General features: G+C 46.5%; 16 protein-coding genes. 4 read left to right on the top strand and 12 right to left on the bottom strand.

Features of this window, described 5'->3' with window-relative positions:
- Nucleotides 1–791: 791 nt before the first annotated feature.
- The 12 genes from HMPREF3027_RS01460 to HMPREF3027_RS01405 all read right to left on the bottom strand — a co-directional run bounded on the left by HMPREF3027_RS01460 (nt 792) and on the right by HMPREF3027_RS01405 (nt 17,478).
- The gene (locus HMPREF3027_RS01460; RefSeq protein ID WP_083317460.1) at nt 792–2,735 is read right to left on the bottom strand and encodes a RecQ family ATP-dependent DNA helicase; all 1,944 of its coding nucleotides are present in this window, start codon (nt 2,733–2,735) and stop codon (nt 792–794) included.
- Nucleotides 2,695–4,452 (bottom strand): single-stranded-DNA-specific exonuclease RecJ, encoded by a 1,758-nt coding sequence (gene recJ, locus HMPREF3027_RS01455; RefSeq protein WP_070706444.1) that lies wholly within the window; start codon nt 4,450–4,452, stop codon nt 2,695–2,697. Before recJ ends, HMPREF3027_RS01460 begins: the two co-directional genes overlap by 41 nt.
- A gap of 213 nt (nt 4,453–4,665) precedes the next feature.
- Nucleotides 4,666–5,781 (bottom strand): BACON domain-containing protein, encoded by a 1,116-nt coding sequence (locus HMPREF3027_RS01450; RefSeq protein WP_168165857.1) that lies wholly within the window; start codon nt 5,779–5,781, stop codon nt 4,666–4,668.
- A gap of 5 nt (nt 5,782–5,786) precedes the next feature.
- Nucleotides 5,787–7,067, bottom strand: coding sequence for a DUF4302 domain-containing protein (locus HMPREF3027_RS01445; protein WP_083317459.1), 1,281 nt, complete (start codon nt 7,065–7,067; stop codon nt 5,787–5,789).
- Between the two features lie 16 nt (nt 7,068–7,083).
- On the bottom strand, nt 7,084–8,193 hold the full coding sequence (locus HMPREF3027_RS01440) for a zinc-binding metallopeptidase (RefSeq protein ID WP_018027759.1): 1,110 nt from the start codon (nt 8,191–8,193) through the stop codon (nt 7,084–7,086).
- A gap of 15 nt (nt 8,194–8,208) precedes the next feature.
- Complete coding sequence (locus HMPREF3027_RS01435; RefSeq protein WP_070706441.1) at nt 8,209–9,750, bottom strand: RagB/SusD family nutrient uptake outer membrane protein; 1,542 nt, start codon at nt 9,748–9,750, stop codon at nt 8,209–8,211.
- 22 nt (nt 9,751–9,772) lie between these two features.
- Nucleotides 9,773–13,183, bottom strand: a complete 3,411-nt coding sequence (locus HMPREF3027_RS01430; RefSeq protein WP_083317457.1) for a SusC/RagA family TonB-linked outer membrane protein — start codon at nt 13,181–13,183, stop codon at nt 9,773–9,775.
- 1,274 nt (nt 13,184–14,457) lie between these two features.
- On the bottom strand, nt 14,458–15,018 hold the full coding sequence (locus HMPREF3027_RS01425) for a 2-oxoacid:acceptor oxidoreductase family protein (protein ID WP_018027763.1): 561 nt from the start codon (nt 15,016–15,018) through the stop codon (nt 14,458–14,460).
- 21 nt (nt 15,019–15,039) lie between these two features.
- Nucleotides 15,040–15,837: a thiamine pyrophosphate-dependent enzyme gene (locus tag HMPREF3027_RS01420; RefSeq protein ID WP_371440867.1), complete on the bottom strand. Its 798-nt coding sequence runs from the start codon at nt 15,835–15,837 to the stop codon at nt 15,040–15,042.
- Between the two features lie 22 nt (nt 15,838–15,859).
- Nucleotides 15,860–16,093, bottom strand: coding sequence for a hypothetical protein (locus HMPREF3027_RS01415; RefSeq protein ID WP_070706440.1), 234 nt, complete (start codon nt 16,091–16,093; stop codon nt 15,860–15,862).
- Nucleotides 16,094–16,134: 41 nt separating this feature from the next.
- Nucleotides 16,135–17,214: a 3-methyl-2-oxobutanoate dehydrogenase subunit VorB gene (locus tag HMPREF3027_RS01410; protein ID WP_018027766.1), complete on the bottom strand. Its 1,080-nt coding sequence runs from the start codon at nt 17,212–17,214 to the stop codon at nt 16,135–16,137.
- 33 nt (nt 17,215–17,247) lie between these two features.
- Nucleotides 17,248–17,478 (bottom strand): 4Fe-4S dicluster domain-containing protein, encoded by a 231-nt coding sequence (locus HMPREF3027_RS01405; RefSeq protein ID WP_021903009.1) that lies wholly within the window; start codon nt 17,476–17,478, stop codon nt 17,248–17,250.
- Nucleotides 17,479–17,732: 254 nt separating this feature from the next.
- Between HMPREF3027_RS01405 and murF the strand changes: the two genes are divergently transcribed.
- The 4 genes from murF (at nt 17,733) to HMPREF3027_RS01385 (ending at nt 21,870) form a co-directional block, all read left to right on the top strand.
- Complete coding sequence (murF, locus tag HMPREF3027_RS01400; RefSeq protein ID WP_070706439.1) at nt 17,733–19,067, top strand: UDP-N-acetylmuramoyl-tripeptide--D-alanyl-D-alanine ligase; 1,335 nt, start codon at nt 17,733–17,735, stop codon at nt 19,065–19,067.
- A 6-nt stretch (nt 19,068–19,073) separates the two neighbouring features.
- Complete coding sequence (zupT, locus tag HMPREF3027_RS01395; protein WP_018027768.1) at nt 19,074–19,886, top strand: zinc transporter ZupT; 813 nt, start codon at nt 19,074–19,076, stop codon at nt 19,884–19,886.
- A gap of 73 nt (nt 19,887–19,959) precedes the next feature.
- Nucleotides 19,960–21,018, top strand: coding sequence for an asparaginase (locus tag HMPREF3027_RS01390; protein WP_070706438.1), 1,059 nt, complete (start codon nt 19,960–19,962; stop codon nt 21,016–21,018).
- A 3-nt stretch (nt 21,019–21,021) separates the two neighbouring features.
- The gene (locus tag HMPREF3027_RS01385; RefSeq protein WP_070706437.1) at nt 21,022–21,870 is read left to right on the top strand and encodes an MBL fold metallo-hydrolase; all 849 of its coding nucleotides are present in this window, start codon (nt 21,022–21,024) and stop codon (nt 21,868–21,870) included.
- Nucleotides 21,871–22,051: the final 181 nt, after the last annotated feature.

Raw genomic sequence — 22,051 nt, 5'->3', positions numbered from 1 at the left:
TCCCACAAATAATTTTTTATTCATAACTTTGTACATGTAGTGATTAGATAGCCATTAGTCGAACGATAGCTGTTTGTACTCAAGCTGTAAATAGGAGTGAAATCCTAACAATCTATATAGTATCCAACAGCGTGATTAGGTGTCCTTACTGCCCCCAATAGGTTCTATGACCTCGCTACGGTATTAAGGTTTCTCACCTAATCGACTAATGGCTATCTTTCTACAACAAAGATACGACATTAGTCTAGCTATTAGACTATTTTTACTGGCTATTTCATCTTTGATATACCCTTTAACTACGCATTTGAATTTAACTTTTTTTATTTGCTTTTGACGGGCTTCGATAAACTCGCCCGGGCTACCTGCAAACTTACAGCTACAACAAATCGGACCTCCTGCAGAGGTCCTTTTGCGATGGTGCCTAGATTATCAAGAAAAACCCCGAAGGGGTTTCATGGTGTAATAACCCAAGCTTCCCCCTGAAGGCGAGCGGTAGCGAGCCTGAAGGGGAAGCTTGGGTAGCAAGGTCACCATCACTAAGCTACCCCGAAGGGGTTGCATATCCACAATGACATATGGAAGTGCAACCCCTTCGGGGTAGTAGATTATGCTCTATCTCTCTTCCCAACCTTCTCCTCGCAGGTACGCTTCGCATACCAGCGAGTGGGAAGGCTGGGTTAATAGACCATGGAAGCCCTTCGGGCTTCTTGTCCCTGTGCCTTGAGTCCGACTTGTCCGAACTGTCCGACTTGTCCGACAAGGCACCAAAACGATCAATGAAATGATATGCTTTAGAGGTAGGTGATGGTGCTACCCTTTACCACAATGGTGTGGTACTCGCCTTGGAGGTGCTCGATGGCACTCTGTAGTTCGTCGGGCGAGAGTTGTGGAAATTGGTTGTGTAATTGCTCGTGAGAGGTAGTCCCTTCGGCTTTGAGGTAATCCTCTATTTCGTCAATGACTTTGTACGAAAGACCTTTGGGTGGGTGGCTGAGGCAGTAATCACAGTAACCGCAAGGAAGGGGATTGGTTTCGTCGAAGTAACTTACCAATTGCATCGCTCTACAGCAGTCGGAGGTGGTCATATATTGCTCCATTGCCTCCACACGTTCGCGGGCAGCGTTGTAGCGGCTTTGGTAGATCTCCTTTGGGATAACCAGTTGTTTGGCAGGCACCCGCTGGTCCATGTAGTAGATATAATCACTTATCTTGCCTGGGATATAATCTATCACGTGCCATCGCTTGAGGTTAATCAAAAGGAAATAGAGCTGCTCCCTTCGGATGCCTAGTGCACTGGCAATTTCTCGCTCGTCAATAGCACTATAGGCTGTAAATAGACCGGTATAGCGACGCATCAGGAACTCAAGGAGGTCGTCGTAGAGAGACTCTTTTTCATCAAACAGGGTGTAGAGCTGATTGCGATCGGTAGTAATCATCAATTGGCCCGCCTTATCGTGATTCTCTAAGTACTCCATATAGCCCGAGAGCTGTAGTATGGCTAGCGATGCGGTAACTACATGACTGGGAATTTTGTACTGGGTACAGAAGTGGAAGAGGTCGAACTCATAGATTGCCCCTTCCCCACTCTCCACACCGAGTTGGAAGTAATTGCCGAGTGTATCATACACCTGCTTTACGGTCTCCTCGGGCGGAAACTCTCTATCGAGCATATTCCACAGGTATCGCTCATCACGTATCGGCTCATAGAGAAGTACGGCAAAGGCACGCTGATTATCCCTTCCCGCCCTACCCGCTTCTTGGTAGTAAAATTCGGGAGAAGGAGGGGGCGCAGGGTGTACCACTACCCGCACATCTTCTTTATTGATACCCATACCAAAGGCGTTGGTGCAAACCATAATCCGCACTTCGCCAGACTGCCACGCATTTTGCTTACGTGCCTTGACCTCTGGCGGGAGCAGAGCGTGAAAGTAATCGCTACTAAGTCCAAAGGAATTGAGGAGGTCGGAGATTTGCTTGGTCTTTTTACGGCTTCGCACATAAACGAGTGCACTCCCCTCAACACTGGAGAGGATATGTACCAATTCCCGAGCTTTATCCTCTGTCTGTCGTACCACATAGGTGAGGGCTCGGCGGTGAAAGCTCTTTTTGAAGAAGCGACTCCCCTCCTCAAAGAGTAGCTGTCGCTTGATATCCTCCACCACGAGAGAGGTAGCGGTAGCGGTAAGGGCGAGGAAGGGAAGGTGGGGTATGCGTTGGCGGAACTCCTTGATGCGGGTATAGTGCGGACGAAAGTCGTACCCCCACTGGCTAATACAGTGGGCTTCGTCGACCGCTACAAAGGAGATGGGGATACTTTCTAACCGACGCAGAAAGAGGGCATTGGTGAGTCGCTCAGGGGAGACATAGAGGAGTTTGTAATAACCAAAAGTACAATTATCTAGCACTGCCAGCATCTCTCCCCTACTCTGCCCGCTATGAAGGTAGCCGGCACGGATACCATGCTTTCGGAGGCCATCGACTTGGTCTTTCATCAGTGCCACAAGGGGGGAGATGACAAGAGCCACCCCTTCGCACATCAAAGCAGGTACTTGGTAGGTGATGGACTTGCCACCGCCAGTAGGCATCAGGGCGAGGGTATCGTGCCCTTCGAGGAGACTATTGATCACCTCTTCCTGCATCGGGCGGAAGCGGTCATAGCCCCAATATTGCTTTAGGGTATCAAGGGGGGTGGCGTCAGTGGATAGCTGGGGTTTCATCGCACTTCTCTCTACCATCTATATGGATATCGACGATATAGAGCTGCACAGCGAAGCGACCCTTCCGCTGAAATTCCTCAATCGAATAGAGGATATCAAAGGGTCGGCCGCTAGCAATCAAGGGAAGCAACTCTGCCTGATTGTAGGCAACGGCTTGGTAGATAGGCATCTCATTGGGCATGGAGATCATCAGCCTGAGGTGGCTCTTTTTATAGCCCATCAATCTAGGAGGGGTAACGCTCACCACACCACGAGTCATGAAGAGAGGCTTTTCATTACCCGGCCCATAAGGGGCAAGGCTCCTCAATTGCCTACGTAGCTTGGGGGTAATATCGTATAGCTCTAGCGGATAATCGATGACATGGCGGGGCTGGAGGTCCTCCATAGTGAGCTCTTCATCGGCTTGATGAGTAGCATTTTGAATAAATTGGTGGAGGTACTTCTTTTGGATCGTTAGCCCTGCTGCAAAGGGGTGACCTCCGAAGTTATCAAGGATATCTTTATTGGCTTCTAAAAGGGTGTGGATATCGTAGCCCATCACACTTCGGGCGGAACCATTGACGCGATCGTCTTGGGTATCGGTGAGGACAATGGTGGGACGATTGTACCGCTCCGAAAGACGCGAAGCCACAATTCCTATCACGCCATTGTGCCACGAAGGATCGTAGACAATGATGATCTTGCGATCCTCCATATCTGTGAAGCTCTCCACAATATCATTGGCTTCCTGTGTGATGGAGTGATCGATTAGCCGACGCTGGTTATTGTACTCATCAATATGATAGCTCATCTCGCGTGCCTCCTTGGCATCGCGTGCCAGTAGTAGGTCCACTGACTCTCGACCACTCTGCACTCTCCCTGAGGCATTGATGCGAGGACCAATCTTGAAGATGATATCGCTCATATCTAGCTGTTTGCTCTGCAAGCCACTCACATTGATAATGCTCTTAAGGCCAAGAGAGGGTCGGCGATTGAGCTTTTTCAGACCATAATAGGCGAGGATCCGATTTTCCCCCACTAGGGGCACCAAGTCGGCAGCAATACTTACCGCCACTAGGTCGAGCATATTATCCAGAAGGCGCCTATCGGTGCCATTGCTCAATCCGAAGGCCTGCATCAGCTTGTACCCTACCCCACAGCCAGATAGCTCTTTGAAGGGATAGGGGGAGCCTTTGAGCTTAGGATTGAGGTTGGCAACTGCCTCGGGAAGGTCGTCATCTGGGACATGGTGGTCGCAGATAATGATATCAATGCCTAGGCTCTTGGCATACGCCACCATGTCATTGGCCTTGATACCGCAATCGAGCACAATCATCAGCTTCACACCCGCTTCATGAGCATACTCAATCGCCTGCCGTGAGATGCCACTCCCCTCCTCGTATCTATCGGGAATATAATACTCTATCGCCGTGGTAATATACCGCAGATACTTATAAACTAGGGTAACGGCGGTGATGCCATCCACATCATAATCGCCATAAACGATGATCTTCTCTTTATTGCCGATCGCCTTATTTAGGCGGGCAACAGCCTTGGTCATATCAGGCATCAGGAAGGGATCATGGAGCTCTCTAAGCGAAGGCTTAAGGTAGCTAGAGAGCTCTTCGCTACTGCGAATGCCCCGCTTCATCACCACCTCCACAGTCGAAGGCAGAAGCTTAGCATCTCGACACAACGCCTCAGCTATCTCCTGCTCCTCGCTCCCCAATGGCTCATATTTCCAAACTAAATCCATAGACACAAAGATACCAAAAGTAACCTATTTTCTCCCCCTTATTCCCTATTACCTACCCCCTCCACCACAAAAACACGTAATAGATTGCCCCAAAAACACGTAATGGAAGTTGTAAGTCATAGATAATCAACTATAAACAATGGTACCCACCTACGGACAAATCCATAGGTGGGTACCTAAACAAACAATTACAAAGTAAAGGATGATCGTCCTTTATTTCTTAGTGATGGTAAGATCAAAGAGCTGGGTGTCTTTACCATCAACCTCTCGCTGACCCACCTTGCTCTTCCATACTATCATACCCTTAGGGAATACCTCAGTCTCCTTACCATCAATCTTGATTGTATACTTAGTACCTTTCGTCTTGAATACGAAATGGAACTGAGGAGTATCAGAATCCGTATTGAGTGGTGCCTCAAAGTAGAAGTCGCTATGACCCCATAGACTACCTGAATCGTGCTCCCAACCGACCCAAGCAGCCAAAGAGTAGTCGCTAGGATTGGTCTTTAGATCGTGAGTGCCACAAGGAATAGTCATAGTACGTGTAGCAGGGTCATAATTGACAATCATATCGTAACCAAAACCGGACAGAATAAAGCTCTCATTCTCTACGAGTGGGCTAAGAGTCCAAGTTTGATTTCGCTCGGTCCAATTATACTCTAGCCAATAATGTGCATTGTAGTCACCTATAAGATCAGCATACTGCAATTGCTGCGTTACTGGTATTGCTAACTTCATAACACCTGCAGATACATTGATGGCCCCCTTACGGTCTTTACCTGAGGGTAATACCTCTATCTCGAGTACACCGTCATGGATCGTATACTTGATCCATTGATCAGCACCATCGGGTAGTGTAACGGTAATAGGATCTACCACCTGGGAAATATCATAAGAGACTTTACCACCTACAAGCGCCATAAAGATAGGTGAAGCATCCATAATATTCCGCGTACCAAATTGGCTGATAGAAACCCTTTGGGTAGCAGACACTCCAGATTTACCATCTAACTCCTTAATGAGCAATAGAGCAGTACGAAGCTCTGGGCTCTCATTTGGAGTGACCGTTACTTCTATTTTATCACCTACCTTCTTAGCAGTAAGCCAAGACTCTTCGCAGGAGATAGTGAAATCACTGCTATTCATTTTGATTGTCCCCACTCCACCGATGGCTTGGTACTCCACATCGGCAGATACTATTTGAAGATCAATCTCAGCAGGGTTGAATGGATTTATCTCACTCTCATTGGACTTCTTACAGCTAGTAGAAAGCCCTATCAAAGCGATGAGGGAGAGAATTATACTGGCTATATTAATTATCTTCTTCATATTCATTACTTCTTAATAAAGATAGGTCTAATAATCTTATTAGGTTTGAGAGTTTTGTCCAATTTTTTTCCTTTAACATCCCGCAGATAGAAGGAATCAGCCTTATATGAGCCCCAAACCTTGTTGTCCACCAGCTTATAGACAATAGAGCCATCAGCCGTCTCAATTTGCTTTGAGTACATACCGATCTCCTCATTACCCCATGTAAGATATCCCTCTGTAGTATCCCACATAGCTAGCTTAGTGCCAGGCTTGGACTCAATCTCCTGGACATAGACTGCGAACCGTCTATTCTTTGCATCAAAGTTGGCATAGAAGTAGTAATTCCAATCTGGGCATGTAACCTTGTACTTAGTGCTTCCTGCTTTTTCGAAGGTGACATTATACTCATGCTTAGAATCCTTCACGATATACTCACCAAGATACTCTGCATAGTACTTGTAATTGGGATCTTCTCTAAGAGATAGAGAGGTATTCTCAGCATTGAGGGTAGCAGTACTGGCATCGTAGGTGAGCTCAGTAACACCATTGAGTGGCAATTGAAACTTGATGCCTTTATCGGTAGGAATAAAGGGAACAATCACCTCATTGCCCTCGTCATTGATGTAGTAAAAGGTATTGTTTTTATCAAAGAACAGCACCATATCTTTACCACCTACTTTACCTGCGTAGGAGTCTTTGACCTGCTCTTCGATCAAATTCCAATCAAAGACTTTATCGTAACTCTTCATACAGGCCTCAAGATAATCCTCGGAGCTGGTTTTTGGACGGATAAGCTTTAGTATCTGTCCTTTATTCTTGCCCTTTAAGATGATCTCATCGGGATTAGTCTCCTCTTTAAGTAGAAACTCGAAATCACCTTCATAGCCAAAACCTACACCTGCCCCTACACGATAATCTGGGTCAGCGAAGAAGTGCAGTGCTTCATTGTAAGTAACAAAGTTGAGCGACACACCTGCATCCGAACTAACCACATACTGACCACGCGAATACTTATGATCGCTAGATCTAGTTCGTTCGGAGGAAATAAATGCTTCACCGTCTTTGGTAAATATGATGCTCATCACATAGCCACCGTACTGCTTTTCACCACTTGGCTCACCTGGATAGTATTCGGCTATCCAGCCATTTGGAGAGCTGAGTAGCTTCTCCTGAAGTGCGGCCATAGCATTGGCAGTACGCTCACTAGCGGACTCGTCGAAAAGTGACTCATGTTTTGGCGTACAAGCACCCAGTATCAAGAGTGATAGTGCCGCCATCAAACTATATATATTAAATCGTTTCATAGGTCAATTGATTGTTTTAATCGTTAGATGTAGCTGCCTCTGTGCTTTCGTCATCAAGATGATCACCCATCTGAGTAGCTATGTAACATAAGGTAGGAGAACCAAACTTAGCGTCCTTAGGCTCTACCTTTATTTGCTTCTCAAGTGCTATCCTACCTGCCTTATAGTAGGCCTCCTGAGCAGCTTTGGTAGGAGCAGCCATTGGCACCTCTACATTGGCAAATAGTGGCTCCCAATCAGGAAGGATCAATTGCATCTGTGGGATCTCATGAAGTCGGCGATTATTGACGTCGCGAAGGACATCCATATCGATATTCCAATTATCCTTCATATAGGTCTTCATAATCTCTAGCTTCTGATGAATCTTGGCACTACCCTCTTCACCTGCAGCCTTGAATATCTTATCCCACTGCTCCTGGCTATAGGTAATATAGCAGGCGGTAAGCTCTGTGATATCCTCGCTAGGAGAGTGGCCTGCATATGCCGTCACAAAGCCAAGTTCTGCATATTCACTCATCTTCTTACGATTGTGCCAAGAAGAAGGGGCATAACCACCTGCACTGATGGTATTATACTCTTGTGGCCACTTGACATTTTGGTGAAGGATATGAGTAAACTCGTGGTGCATAGTCTTGAAGTACATCTCGTTGAGGTTGTCGGGATTTTTTTCATTCACCCAGTTACCACGATAAATGGTCACCTTAAGACCCCCCTCAGCAGTAGCCAAGACGATGGTTCCATCATTATTCCACGATGCAGAGCCTACGATATGTATAATTCTTGGAGCCAATCGACGCATAAAGTGCATGCCTGCTACCTCATCATAGACACCAAACCATGAATGGCGGAAGATGTTGGCCAGTTTCATTGAGTTTTCGATGGTTGAGGGGACTAGCTGCTTTGACCGATCCCGCTCATTATCCTCCATACGATACTTGAAGTCTACATTATAGGCATTGACATAGTTTTTATCCAACCATTTATCAAAGGCGTTCTTCTCCGTCGTGGGCTTCTTTACGACCGATTTATTTTCATCAGGTTGGTCACCCTTACAGCCCATAGCTATCATACTAATAAGGGCTATCAGTAGTACCGACCAAGTATATTTACTAATTAGTTTATTCATAACACACTTAAATATTTAGAGATTGTTACTTGGGTTAGGAGTTAGTCCAGCTGCCACTACTGGGGCAGGGATAGGAAGTGCCTTTCGAGGATCATCGGACTTCAATGTGATAGGATTCTCCTGGAATAGATTATGGGTAATCTCTATACCATACCTCTTGATATCATCCCACCTTTCGCCACTATGTATCGAAAGGATACGCTTGGCATGCAATACAGCTTGCATCATATAAGTTTGATCACCCTCCTTCAATTCAAATTTAGGATGTAGTGGCTTCGTCACTGGGCTCACCTCTTCCGGATCCTCCATCAAACCTTTGTAATAACTCTTAATATCACTGGTCGTCGCACCATTTCCACCCTTGGATTGATACCACATAGATAGATCGCTAGCGGCATCATCATACTTCTCAAGCATCACTCTAGCCTCAGCTCGGAGGAGTAAGGTCTTATCCGTAGTGAATGGGAATACTACCACGTGAGGCTGGCCAATGCCAGCTACAGCATCTGTGTATTCAAATATCTCCTGATACTTAGGTAACCACACCATGTGCGATGGATTGCCTCTGTAGTAGAGTACATCATAATCCACCAATTGACTACCCCATGGACCAGGGCTACGAAGTGTCTGCTTACTAGCGATCTGACCAGTATGTGCATACCTACGATCCGTGTACCTCCTACCCCAGCGAGAGCGAGTAGCCACGATCATTAGATTGGCTGGCTCTTTAGCACTGTGATAGCCATAAGTCCACTCTTTGGTATTGGTATATTTCTTGGCATACTCCGAGATATTACGCAGAGTAGGTGCAATATTGGTACCTAGTACCTCTGTAGCATACTTCTCGGCCTTATCCCACTTTTCGTAATAGAGGTAAAACTGTGTAGCAAATGCTAGAGCAGCTCTCTTATTGAAGTGGTACATAGGTACCGAATAAAAGTCTTCAGATATTTCGGGGAGTGCCTCTAGAATGTCCTTCTCCATCTGCTCATAGTTTTCCTTTACGCTGGGACGCTCATGCTTCACACCGATTTCAGTCTCAGGCTCAGTAGAATAAGGTATACCAAGATCAGAATCTGAGGTCTGCCCATTGTAAGCTTGTGAAAATACATTGACCAGTATAAAGTGGCTATATGCCCTACACATTAGAGCTTCGGCCTTTGCAGCTTTGAGCCTAGGGGTGGTAGCACCTCCCAATTCTTCAATAGCTTCTAAGGCTTGATTGGCATTGGAGATGGCTAGATAACACATCTGCCAAAGTCTCTGAGTGGTATCCCAATCGGGCTCTGTATTGCCCTTCCAATGATAATTCTCTTGGATAAAGATATCAGGAAGTGGATAGGCATCTCCATTATCATCGACGTTGTCGGTACGGTGCTCCAATATTCCTAGAGGAAAGAGTGTGGGATAAGCAGCCACAAGTATCTGCGTTACCTTTTGCTCCTCATCAAGCTCTGCACGCATATCTGGCATAGTATCAAGAAACTTATTGCATCCAGATAGGGCTACTAGGGAGCAGAGCGATAAAGTAGCTATTATTTTATTTACTATTTTCATATCAAATATCATTCTATCACGATTAGAAACCAAGTCTTAGCGTAGCGGTCACCTGCTTAGGCACAGGAGCAGAGACACCACCTGATTGGAAAAACTCTGGGTCTTGCCCTCTCAGCTCTGGATCAGCATAGAGAAGTAGCAGATTGGTAGCTTGAAGCTTTACAGAGGCACTCTTGAGATAATTCAAGCGGCTCTCTAAGAAGTCACGTGGTACATCGTAAGAGAGTGATAGCTCCTTAAGACGTACAAAGTCACCCTTTGCTACCCTAGCTGTAGAGTAGTTGTAGGCATTGTAACCTCTGTCGCTATTACCATTATAGTATACATCTAGTTGAGAAAGCACCTTAGGTATATTGGTGATCTTTTCATCACCAGGCACCATCCAACGGTCTTGGAAATCCTTAGGTGTAGCGTCTAGGTCACTATACCAGCTTCTGAATACAGGATTAAGCCTCAACTTATTTCCACCTGAGTAAGTAATGAATACGTTGAGTCGAAAGCCTTTGTAGGTAAAGATATTACCAAAACTACCATTAATAGTAGGATCAATTGGTCCTTCATACTTCAGGTAATCGATATTCTCACGATCCTGGAAGTTGATAGCACCATAATTGTCTTTTGTAATCTTATTCCCATTGATATTAAATACAGGGAATCCTTCTTCATCAAGTCCATCAAAAGGAATTGAGAAAAGTCCACGTACTGGGTAACCTTCACGGGCAAATCCAGTACCAGTAATAAAGTCGATCACACGACTACGATTATCAAGCTTAGTTACCTCGTTGGAGTTGTAGCCAAAGATAAAGCTAGTAGTCCAGCCGAAGTCCTTTGTCTTGATATTTTGAGTTGATAGGGAAACTTCTAGACCGTGACTCTTCATAGAGGCTACGTTACCGATTCTATTAACTTCACCACCTACTCCTTGAGTATTGGTATATCCGATCAAGTCAAAGTTGTTACGCTTATACCAGTCAACAGCTAGATTAATCCTATTATTCAAGAAACCTACATCAGCACCCACATTGAGCTCGTGCTTTTTCTCGTAGGTCAGTCCACTATTCTCTAGGTTACGCACCTCTAGTCCCGACTCAGTTACACTTGCCGATGGTCTCCATGGATTATAGCTTCCAATGATCACACGAGAGTTGGTTACCCAGCGTGGACCTGCATCTGCAGTCAGTGAGTAAGATGCTTTAAGCGTTAGGTTAGAAAGCACATCCGAAAGGTGATCGCGGAAGAAATCCTCTTCATGAGCATTCCAAGCGGCTGCAACGTTCCAAGTAGGCAACCAGCGAGCCTTACGTGTTTTTCCCAAACGGTTAGAACCCTCATAGCGTCCAGTAGCAGTCAATGTATACTTACCTTGATATGAATAGGTAGCCGTAGCAAAGAAAGCTAATGTACGTACACGTGTATTGTATAGGTAGTAGTAATCTGAATTACCCTCCTTCATGTGCTTAAAGGCATTATATTCCCAGAAAGGTACTTCACCATTGGAGTATTGCATACCCCATCCATCAAATCCATCACTAGACCTATCCTGAGCATTTAGCTCCATACCAGCATAAGTGTTGAAGATGTGGCTCTCACCAAATACTGTATTGTACTGACCTGATAGACGGAAGTCGTAGCTGTACATCTTATAGTTATTGATGTTGTAGAATCCACCATTAGGAAGTATACTAAATGGTAGTGAATTAGGCTTATCTGGGTCGGTGTATAGCCATGGGTTTCGATCTACAATGGTCGCATCCCCCATTGCACGATAGGCAAGGGCCTGGTTGGAGCCGTCCTTGATCTTATGCTCCTGTTTTGTACCAGAATACTTAAATGCTCCAAGTGCCTTAAAAGTAAGACTCTGTATAGGTTTGTAACTTATTTCGCCCTGAAACTTAGCATCAAATACATCTAGATCCATATAGTTATTCTCCAACTCCTTATGGATATTAAATGGAGCATAGTTACGGGTATAAGCTACGTTAGGATCCAAAGTTCTACTCGTATTGAGTGCATACGAATAGGGGTTAATATCAAAGTCTCTTGATACTGTACCATTTACAGCATCCGTTCCTTGACTTAGAGAACCTGGTGCTTTCTGCTTACGATAAGAGACATTAGCAATCGCATTGATATTCACTTTATCACTGAAGTGATAAGTATTATTGAGATTAGCGGTATACCTATTGACATTACTTGCCACCATCCACCCTGGGTCAGTCATTACAGAGAGGGATACATAGGTCTGATTTTTTTCAGTACCCGAACTCATACTGATTGAGTGATTCATCATTACAGCTGGTGAGAAAAGCTCCGCAAACCAGTCAGTATTCCTCATTTCAGCAGCACGGAGGTAATCAGCACGTGCCTCAGGTGTATTAGGCAGTCCCCACTGACCAGTGGTAGGATTGTATTGGTGAGTTAGTTGGTACATTCTACCATACTCTCCAGAGGTGCTACTCCTGAAAGTCTCTGCAAAAGTAAGCCATCCCTTTTGACGTAGCTCCTCGTAAAAGCCCATCTGGTCTTGAGAATTCATAATATTGAATTCATTGTAAGATGGAATTAATCGAGAGGTAAATTCGCCCGTGTAACTAAAGCTACTCGTACCCGATTTACCCTTTTTAGTAGTGATCACAATCACACCTGCCATCGCCTTGGCACCATAAATAGAAGTCGCACTACCATCCTTCAAAATTTGGAAGCTCTCAATGTCATCAGGGTTAAGCCCTGCAATCGCAGAGCTGATCAATGTGGTAGCATCTCCCGAGCTAAGAGCATCGGCACTTACCTCCACCACATTTTCCTGAATTACACCATCAACTACCCATAGAGGCTTTGAATCACCATAAATAGAAGTGGCACCACGTACTCTAATCTTTGGAGCTGTACCAAAAGTACCAGATACGTTTTGAACCGTTACACCAGCTGATCTTCCCTCGAGACCACGGCTTAGGTCCGCAACGCCATCTAGCTTGACATCCTTTGCATCTAGCTTATCTGTAGCTCCTGTAAATAAACGTTTATCCTGAGCCACCATACCTGTCACCACTACGGTTTCTAGCATCTCAGAGGATTCCTTGAGTTTGATGGTGACGGGGCCAGCGTTTTTCACAGTAAACTCTTGCTCCTCAAGTCCTACAAAGGAGATAACTAAGACATCACCTACCTTACACTCTAGTGAAAATTCACCATCGAGATTGGTATTAGTTCCTTTGTTTTGGTTTTTGATACGAATGGTAGCCATAGGTATGGGCTCACCATTGGAAGCTTCGAGTACCACTCCTTTTAGGGTAATGGTTTTAGCTTGTACCTCCACTGAAGTTTTGCTCGAACTCTCGTCATTGGCAAGTAGCTCATTGGATGAGTTACTTACGACGGGGAGCAGAAAACAGGCTATAGGAAGTAGCCAAGCCTTGCGTTCTATTCTTCTCATAAATTCAGTATAAAAGTTATAAAATATCGCGGTATAATGTGACTTATTATAGCCTACTAATCCCTTAAGTTCTCAAATATAGCCATAATTTTAACAATATCAAAACTAATGTAAATTATTTCTTTTTTAATATAAATATTATACTCATAATCTATCTACAATGAATGAAAAAGCTAAAGAGTGTCAAAGAAAAGAGGTGGGAGGTTTTCCACGGTTTCCACACGCTTCTTTATCCTATTATATATATGGTTGAGAGTAGAAGGAGGGGATATATAGATGGGATTTAGTTTTGATGGTAATAGAATAGGATAAAGCCTGTGGATTGTGTGAGTAGAGGAAAAGCTACGATGAAGTTACGAAGCTATGACTAATGCGATGTATTTGCTTTGCACCTATTTCCACAATTTATTAACAGCTTATCCACACATAGATTGCTCTATATTACTTGGAATAGGCGATTAATATGAATAACGCTACAGTTGCCTGTGCATAACTTTTAGGGAGCTAATGATATGGGGAGAGAATGTTGGGGAGTGTGTGTGTAATTAGTTGGTAACTTTATCGTGATAACTATTGTGAATCTCCAACCTTTTTGTAGTAGAAAATAATTTGTGAATACCTAATTTTTAGCTCAAAAGTTATCAAGAAGTTTTGCACACTCTATTCACACCTCTATCCACAATGAATTTGTTCACGCATTTGATCATAAGGTCATGTAGGTATAAGAATTGTTTAACGCCCTCGTATTGCTGTAGATTTTTTTCTTCTTTGTAGGAGGGTAAAAGTTGAGTTGCAACTAAGCGATTAGCGAGTTGCAACTAAGCAAATGACGAGTTGCAACTCAATTTTAGCTGAGATGAGAGTATTGAATATCAGTGGGTTAGAAAATCCTCTACTCCGGTTTTTTAAAACCATTTTCAATGTTATATAAAAAAGGAATGGGAGCAGTGCTTTACACTACTCCCATTCCTTATAGGCGGGCTATACATCACTCAAAAAAACAGATAGAATAGTAATGAATACTTTCTCAAAAATAGTGTATATATAGCCCTTTTACTTTCTCTTCATAGTATGTATCCTCAAAAATTAAAAATATCTACAGACCCTTCGCCCCCACTCACTTCAGAAGTAACAATATGATTTAGTGAATAGCGACTTTAAGTCTTATTATTATCCTTGCAAATATACAAAAAGCATACGATATACAAAAAAGCCCCCTTCAGACTATTTAATAAGTCCGAGGGGGCTTTTACTTAGTATGTTGGTGGTGAGCTTTACTTAGCTACACGCTCCTGTACTACAATCTCCATACCTCTCTTGAGGGCATCGAGGTTGAGTGGAATCAACTTGTGGTGACGCTCAGGAAGACTCTTCTTGAGACCAGCCTCGATATTATTGATATCGACCATTGGGGCTACCTTAAGGAGACCACCTAGTACGATGATATTAAATACCTTGGTATTATTCATCTTTACACTCTCGTCCACGGCATCTACGCGGAATACATTGATATCATCGCGCTCAGGTACGTGGGAGACACCGTTGCTATCATAGAGGACGATTCCACCCTTCTTTACCATAGGTAGGAACTTATCCATGGATGGCTGATTGAGCACAATCGCTACATCATACTCATTGAGGATAGGCGAACTGATCCCCTCCTCGCTGATAATCACCGTCACGTTGGCAGTACCACCACGCTGCTCAGGGCCATAAGATGGCATCCAGCTCACCTCTTTGCCACCCATTAGTCCTGAGTAGGCAAGGATCTTACCCATAGAGAGGACTCCTTGTCCTCCAAATCCCGAAATAACTATCTCGTAACTCTTTTTCATCTCGCTTATCGATTTAATGGGTTAAATATCTTTGAGGTCTCCGAGTGGATACTGTGGGAACATATTCTCCTCCAGCCACTTATTAGATTGCTCTGGGCTCTTCTTCCAGCCACTATTGCAGGTAGATACTATCTCAATGATAGAGGTACCCTTGCGATTCATAGAGTTGTTGAATCCCTTCAGGATCGCCTTCTTTGCCTTGCGGATATTACCTGGAGTGTGCACACTCTGGCGAGTGACGTAGCATACACCTGGTAGCTCCTTGAGGAGGTTGGTGATATTGAGTGGGTAGCCATTCAGCTCCACATTACGCCCAGCAGGGCAAGTGGTGGTAGGCATACCTACTAGGGTAGTAGGAGCCATCTGACCGCCTGTCATACCGTAGATAGCGTTGTTGATAAAGATAATGGTGATATTCTCACCACGGTTAGCAGCATGAATGGTCTCGGCAGTACCGATAGCAGCGAGGTCGCCATCACCTTGGTAGGTAAATACCAAGTGGTCAGGATTCAGGCGCTTGATAGCGGTAGCAAGTGCAGGTGCACGTCCGTGAGCTGCCTCCTGAAAGTCTACATCTAAATAGTTGTAGGCAAATACCGCACACCCCACAGGGGCTACACCTACGGTGCGGTCCTTCATTCCCATCTCCTCTATAGACTCAGCTACCAGCTTATGTACCACACCGTGGCTACAGCCTGGGCAGTAGTGCATCACCGCATCGGTGAGGAGCTTTGGTCTCTCGTATACTAGGTTTTCGGGCTTTACTAGCTGTGATACATCCACAGAGGTCTCGCCCATTATCTGTTGTTTGATTTCCATAATTATCTATCTATTTAATAGGTCAAATATCCTTATTAGAGATCTCATCCTCTAGCGATTGCTGTCTCTCCTTACGTAGCTTTCGCTTCATGTAGTAGCGCCGCCCGTACTGAAAAAGGCGAAGCACCACTGCCACCCCACCCACATATAGAAATATTGTGCGGTCTGAAATGGTAAAGAAGATCACAAAGGCAGCGACTGCCACGAGCATAAATAGCACCGTGAGTAGCTGGTCTATACTATCGCTTACGTACATCGGTTGGTGGTCTCTAAAAAAGGGTCACTTATCCAATATGATTACCAGCCAAAGCTCTTAGCCATAGCCTCCTTGATCTCGCCTGGGGCAAAGATCATACCACCCATACGGCCGTAGTGATATACTGGGCACTTGCCATTAACGGCAAGGCGTACATCCTCTACCATCTGGCCTGCATTGAGCTCTACGCTGATAAAGCCCTTAGCCTTTTGTGCTAGCTCAGCGATACGCTTAGTTGGGAATGGCCAAAGGGTAATTGGGCGGATCAATCCTACCTTCTTACCCTCAGCTCTACAGAGTTCTACCACCTTCTGAGCGATACGGCTACTAGAGCCAAAGGCCACGATGATATACTCAGCATCCTCCGTTTGGATCTCCTCATAGCGTACCTCCTTCTCCTCCATCTCGCGGTACTTAGCCTGGAAGCGGTGGTTATTCTCCTCCATCACTTGCGACTGCAGCTCCAGAGAAGTGACGATAGCTCTATGATCACCATCGTGACCGATCGTTGCCCACTTATAATTCTTACGGATCTCCTCCTCCGTCATACGAGGCTTCTGCTCAGGGAGGTGAACCTTCTCCATCATCTGTCCGATCACTCCATCCGAAAGGATCATCACAGGGTTGCGATACTTAAAGGCGAGGTCAAATCCGAGACCTACAAAGTCGGTCATCTCCTGTACAGAGTTAGGGGCAAGTACTAGGAAGTGGTAGTCGCCATGACCGCCACCCTTAGTAGCTTGGAAGTAGTCACCTTGGCTAGGCTGAATAGTTCCTAGACCAGGACCACCACGCATCACGTTGGCCACCACGCAAGGAAGCTCGGCACCAGCCAAGTAGCTAGCCCCCTCCTGCATCAAGCTCCAGCCTGGGCTAGAGGTAGTGGTCATCACACGCTTACCGCAGGCAGCACCACCATACACCATATTAATAGAGGATATCTCACTCTCCGCCTGAAGCACCACCATACCAGTGGTCTCCCAAGGAGCCTGCTCCATCAAGCACTCCAATACCTCACTCTGTGGAGTGATAGGATACCCGAAGTATCCATCCGCACCAGCACGGATCGCACCGATGGCTAGTGCCTCATTACCTTTCAATAGTTTTGCTTCTTTTTCCATACTTTTCTTATAGGTTAATGTCTACTTCGTTAGTTACTTCTTAGCTCTATAGACTGTGATACATGCGTCGGGGCATACTAGCCCGCAATTGGCACACCCGATACAATTCTCGGGATTAGCCATATAAGAGAAGTGATACCCTTTGTCGTTGATCTCGACAGGGTGCATTGCTAGGGTACCTGTCGGGCAAGCCACGGCACAGAGGTTACACCCCTTGCAGCGCACTTGGTCGATCACCACGGTCCCTTTTACTGTCTTAGTCATGTGGTTTTGGTTTTTAAGTGTTATTATATTCAGTTAGGTTGTACTCGTATTGCTACGTCTTCCCAAAGTTACAAAAAGGTTGTCACATTTACCAAATATCAGCCCAATTATTTTTAGTACCTTTGACCTATAGAATGAAAAGAAGGTGGTCATATAGGTGGCCGCCCCGATTAAGCGTCTGTGATTGGGATGGGATTCGAACCCATATCCCAACCACAAAAGGTCGGACAAAACGATAAATTATAGATAAAATAATGGAGAGAAGTAAGATAGAAGAGCTGTATAGGTGTTACCTCGAGTGTGGTATGGAGGTCTCCACCGACAGTCGCAGAGTAGGGGAGGGGGTGCTATTTTTCGCTCTGGTCGGCGACCGCTTTGATGGCAATGAATATGCCCTATCGGCCCTCGAGAAGGGGGCGAAGTATGCGGTGGTCTCTCGCCCCGAGCTGGCAGAGCGGGAGCCTAGATGCCTACTGGTAGAGGATACCCTTTTGGCACTTCAAGCCCTCGCCAGCCACCACCGCGACCAATATCCACACCTTAAGGTGCTAGGGATCACCGGTACCAATGGCAAGACTACCACTAAGGAGCTCACCGCAACGATCCTGACCCACGCCGAGGTGCCGACCCTCTACACTGAGGGCAACCTTAATAACCATATCGGCGTACCGCTCACCCTCCTACGACTTCGCCCCGAGCATCAGGTGGCAATCATCGAGATGGGTGCCAGCAAACGTGGTGATATCAAGGAATTGGTAGAGATTGCCCACCCCTCGGTAGGCGTCATCACCAACGTAGGGCGAGCCCATCTCGAGGGCTTTGGTTCGCAACAAGGTATCCTAGAGACGAAGAGCGAACTCTTTGATTACCTCCAGGCACACCACGGCAAGATGATCCTCAATATGGACGACCCACTCCTACGGGAGCGGTGGCAAGGAAGCGAAAGCATCGGCTTCGGTATCACCACGCACTCCACAATACAAGGGGCTGAGGTGGCGTGCGACCCCTATCTCACGATGAAGCTGCTTATCCATGGAGAGCCCCAGCCAATCACCTCGCAATTGGTGGGCAAATACAACGCCTACAACATTTTGGCCGCCACCGCTCTTGCCACAAGCTGTGGTATTTCCGCAGATAAAGTGGCTGAGGCGATTGCCTCTTATCACCCCTCCAACCACCGTTCGCAGTTAGTGGTGGGGCAAAAAGGACGTCAAATCATTGCCGATGCCTACAATGCCAATCCCTCCAGTATGATGGAGGCACTCGAGAATATCTCGTCACAGCACTCCGCCCACAAGCTAGTGCTTCTTGGGGATATGCGAGAGCTGGGGCAAGATAGCCCAGCAGAGCACCAACGGATCATTGATTGGCTTACCCACCACCCCGAGATCACCCCACTTCTTTGTGGCGAAGAGTTTGCCAAAGTGGCTCAGGAGGGGATGCAGCACTTCCCCACCAATAGCGACCTAGAGCACCACTTAATGGAGCTCAAAGAACTTCCTTCCGACCTCGTTATCCTGGTCAAAGGATCCAATGGGATAGGGCTAGAGAAGCTCCTACCACTACTTGAAACGATGATCAATAATTAAAAGCCTATGGACCACGCAGTACTTATAGCCTTTGGGCTCACCCTCTTTGCAGGTCTCTCCACCGGAATAGGGAGCGCCATTGCCTTCTTCAGCAAGCGCACCAATACCAGCATGCTCTCCCTCTCGCTAGGGCTCTCGGCAGGAGTGATGATCTACATCTCCTTTGTAGAGCTTTATGCCACATCGCTCGCCAATATGGCCGATATCTACGGGAAGTCCATGGGTCACCTCTATGCCCTTCTCAGCTTTTTCGGCGGTATCCTATTGATTATGGTCATTGACCTACTGGTGCCCGAGAGAGACAACCCACACGAGATCGTAGAGGTAGAGATGATGAATCAACCTCACAAACCCACCCCCCTATCCACCTCAGCCCTCGCACGTACCGGTCTTATTTCGGCTGTGGTCATTGCCATTCACAACTTCCCCGAGGGAATGGTCACCTTCCTTACTGCCCTCGAAGAGCCAACCCTAGGGCTACCAATTGCTATTGCCATTGCGATTCACAATATCCCTGAGGGTATCTCTGTCTCCGTACCTATCTACTACGCCACTGGCAATCGTGCCAAAGCCTTTTGGATCTCCTTCTCAAGTGGGTTGGCAGAGCCATTGGGTGCCCTCATTGGCTATTTATTACTTCGGCCCTACCTCACCCCAAGCCTCTTTGGCGTACTCAATGCGATGATTGCCGGCATTATGGTCTACATCTCCCTCGATGAGCTCCTCCCCGCAGCCGAGAAGTACGGCAAGCACCACTTCGCCATCATCGGTGTGATCGCCGGCATGCTCATCATGGCGCTCACCCTCGTAATCCTATAACACAAATGGGCTTTCACCTTCAATTGATTTATTTGTTGTAAGTTTGTAGTCAGAAAAAACCAATAATACTATTATGACTATCAAGACCACAACCCCTTCCAGTAATGGGATCAAGGTGCTACTTATCTATACAGGTGGCACAATAGGTATGCTAGAAAACCCCATCACAAAGGGTTTGGAAGTATGCGACTTTGCCTACGTGGCAGAGCATGTGCAGGAGATCAGTCAGCTCCCCTTCGGTATTGATACCCTCACCTTTGAGCCACCCTGCGACTCTAGCGATGCGGGTACAGACCTTTGGGTGCAGATTGCTGAGATGGTGACCAAGTACTACGATGCGTACGATGGATTTGTAGTGCTTCACGGTACCGATACCATGGCTTATACCGCCTCTGGGCTCAGCTTTATGTTCGAAAACCTTGGCAAACCAATTATCCTAACCGGTTCTCAAGTGCCGATTGGCAAGCTTCGGACCGATGGCAAGGAAAATCTACTCACCGCCCTTGAGGTGGCAGCGAGCAAGGATAGTGAGGGTAGGGCGGCAGTCAATGAGGTGTGTATCCTCTTCAATAACAACCTTATCCGTGGCAATAGAGCTACCAAGGTGAGTGCCGACCAATTCAATGCCTTTCAATCGCCCAACTACCACAATCTTGCGGAGATAGGGATTGAGATCGACTTCAATCACCACTCTATGCTACCACACCCCACTAGTCCGCTGACCACCCACACCAAGCTAGATACCAATGTGCTCCTCCTAAAGCTTTTCCCCGGTCTATCGCCCGAGGTGATTGATGCTTGCTTCAATGCCCCTGGTCTGCGTGGAATAGTGCTAGAGACTTTTGGCAGTGGCAATGCGCCCTCTAACGAACGCTTTATGAAAGTGGTGAGAGAAGCGGTGGCACGAGACATCGTCATCGTTAACGTCACCCAATGCCCTCAGGGAAAAGTGCAGATGAAGCGGTACGAGACGGGGCGGACACTCCTCAGCGCCGGCGTGCTCAGTGGTTATGATATGACCGCTGAGGCAGCGGTAGCTAAGCTAATGTATCTCCTTGGGCTGCTGGAGGATAGCGAGCAGGTGAAGCACTATATGGGCGTCAATCTCAGAGGCGAGTTTTCGCCTTTCTGATGCATGGAGCTGTCTGAAGAGCTGCTAGGCCCGCTATTTCGTCAAGATAAAGGTGAAGCAGGCCTTTCCTTTGTGAGCCTCAGCAGTGGAAGCTGTGGCAATTGTGGGCTCCTCACTTATGGCGACCACACCATTATCCTAGATGCGGGAATCGGTATCCGTAAGTTTCAGAAGCACCTAGAGCAGCTGGCGATCAATCCTAAGCAGATTGTGGGGATATTCATCACTCACGACCATAATGACCATACCCGAGCGGCAGCACGATTGGCACATAAGTTCCAATGGCCCATCTACGCTAGTCCTGCTGTGGTGCGCTCCCTCCTCTATCACCGTATGGCGAGTGCCGAGCTATCGGCCTATATGAAGCGAATGGAGGTAGGCGATGAGGTGGCGCTTGGAGACCTACGTATTCGAAGCTTTGAGGTGCCACACGACGCCACAGAAAATGTAGGCTATGCCATAGATACCCCAGTAGGGCGGTTTACCTTTGTCACCGATATAGGACAGGTGACCCCAACGGTGGAGACCGAGGTAGCTGCTGCCGACTTCCTCGTCTTTGAGAGCAATTACGATCGTGAGATGCTCCAGAATGGCAGCTACTCCTTTCACCTCAAAGAACGGATCACCAGTGGAATAGGGCACCTCAGCAATCACGAGTCGGCAAAGGTGCTCTCGGAGCATATCAGCGACCGCCTCCGTTTCCTGGCCCTCTGCCACCTCAGTGGCGAAAATAACACTCCCGAACTCGCCCTCACTACCCACCTCAATGCCCTCCAGCACCGAGAGCTTACAGACCTACAGGTAGTTGTACTCAAACGTGGCGAGTGCTCCCCCATCTACCACCTCGGCTAAGCCAGTATTGGGTTTACATCTATTCGCCCTCGTGTGATAGTCTCTATTACACGAAATCTACTGCCCCTTAAAAGCCTTTTCTGGCTAATTTATAACTTGCTGATTTACAGTATCCTATAAAGCCAAAAAATGAGATGCAACTAAGCAATCGGTTAGTTGCAACAAAGCAAATGCTTAGTTG

This window comes from Porphyromonas sp. HMSC077F02 (assembly GCF_001815465.1).
Classification (GTDB): domain Bacteria; phylum Bacteroidota; class Bacteroidia; order Bacteroidales; family Porphyromonadaceae; genus Porphyromonas_A; species Porphyromonas_A somerae.
This window is presented reverse-complemented; position numbering and strand designations above follow the sequence as displayed.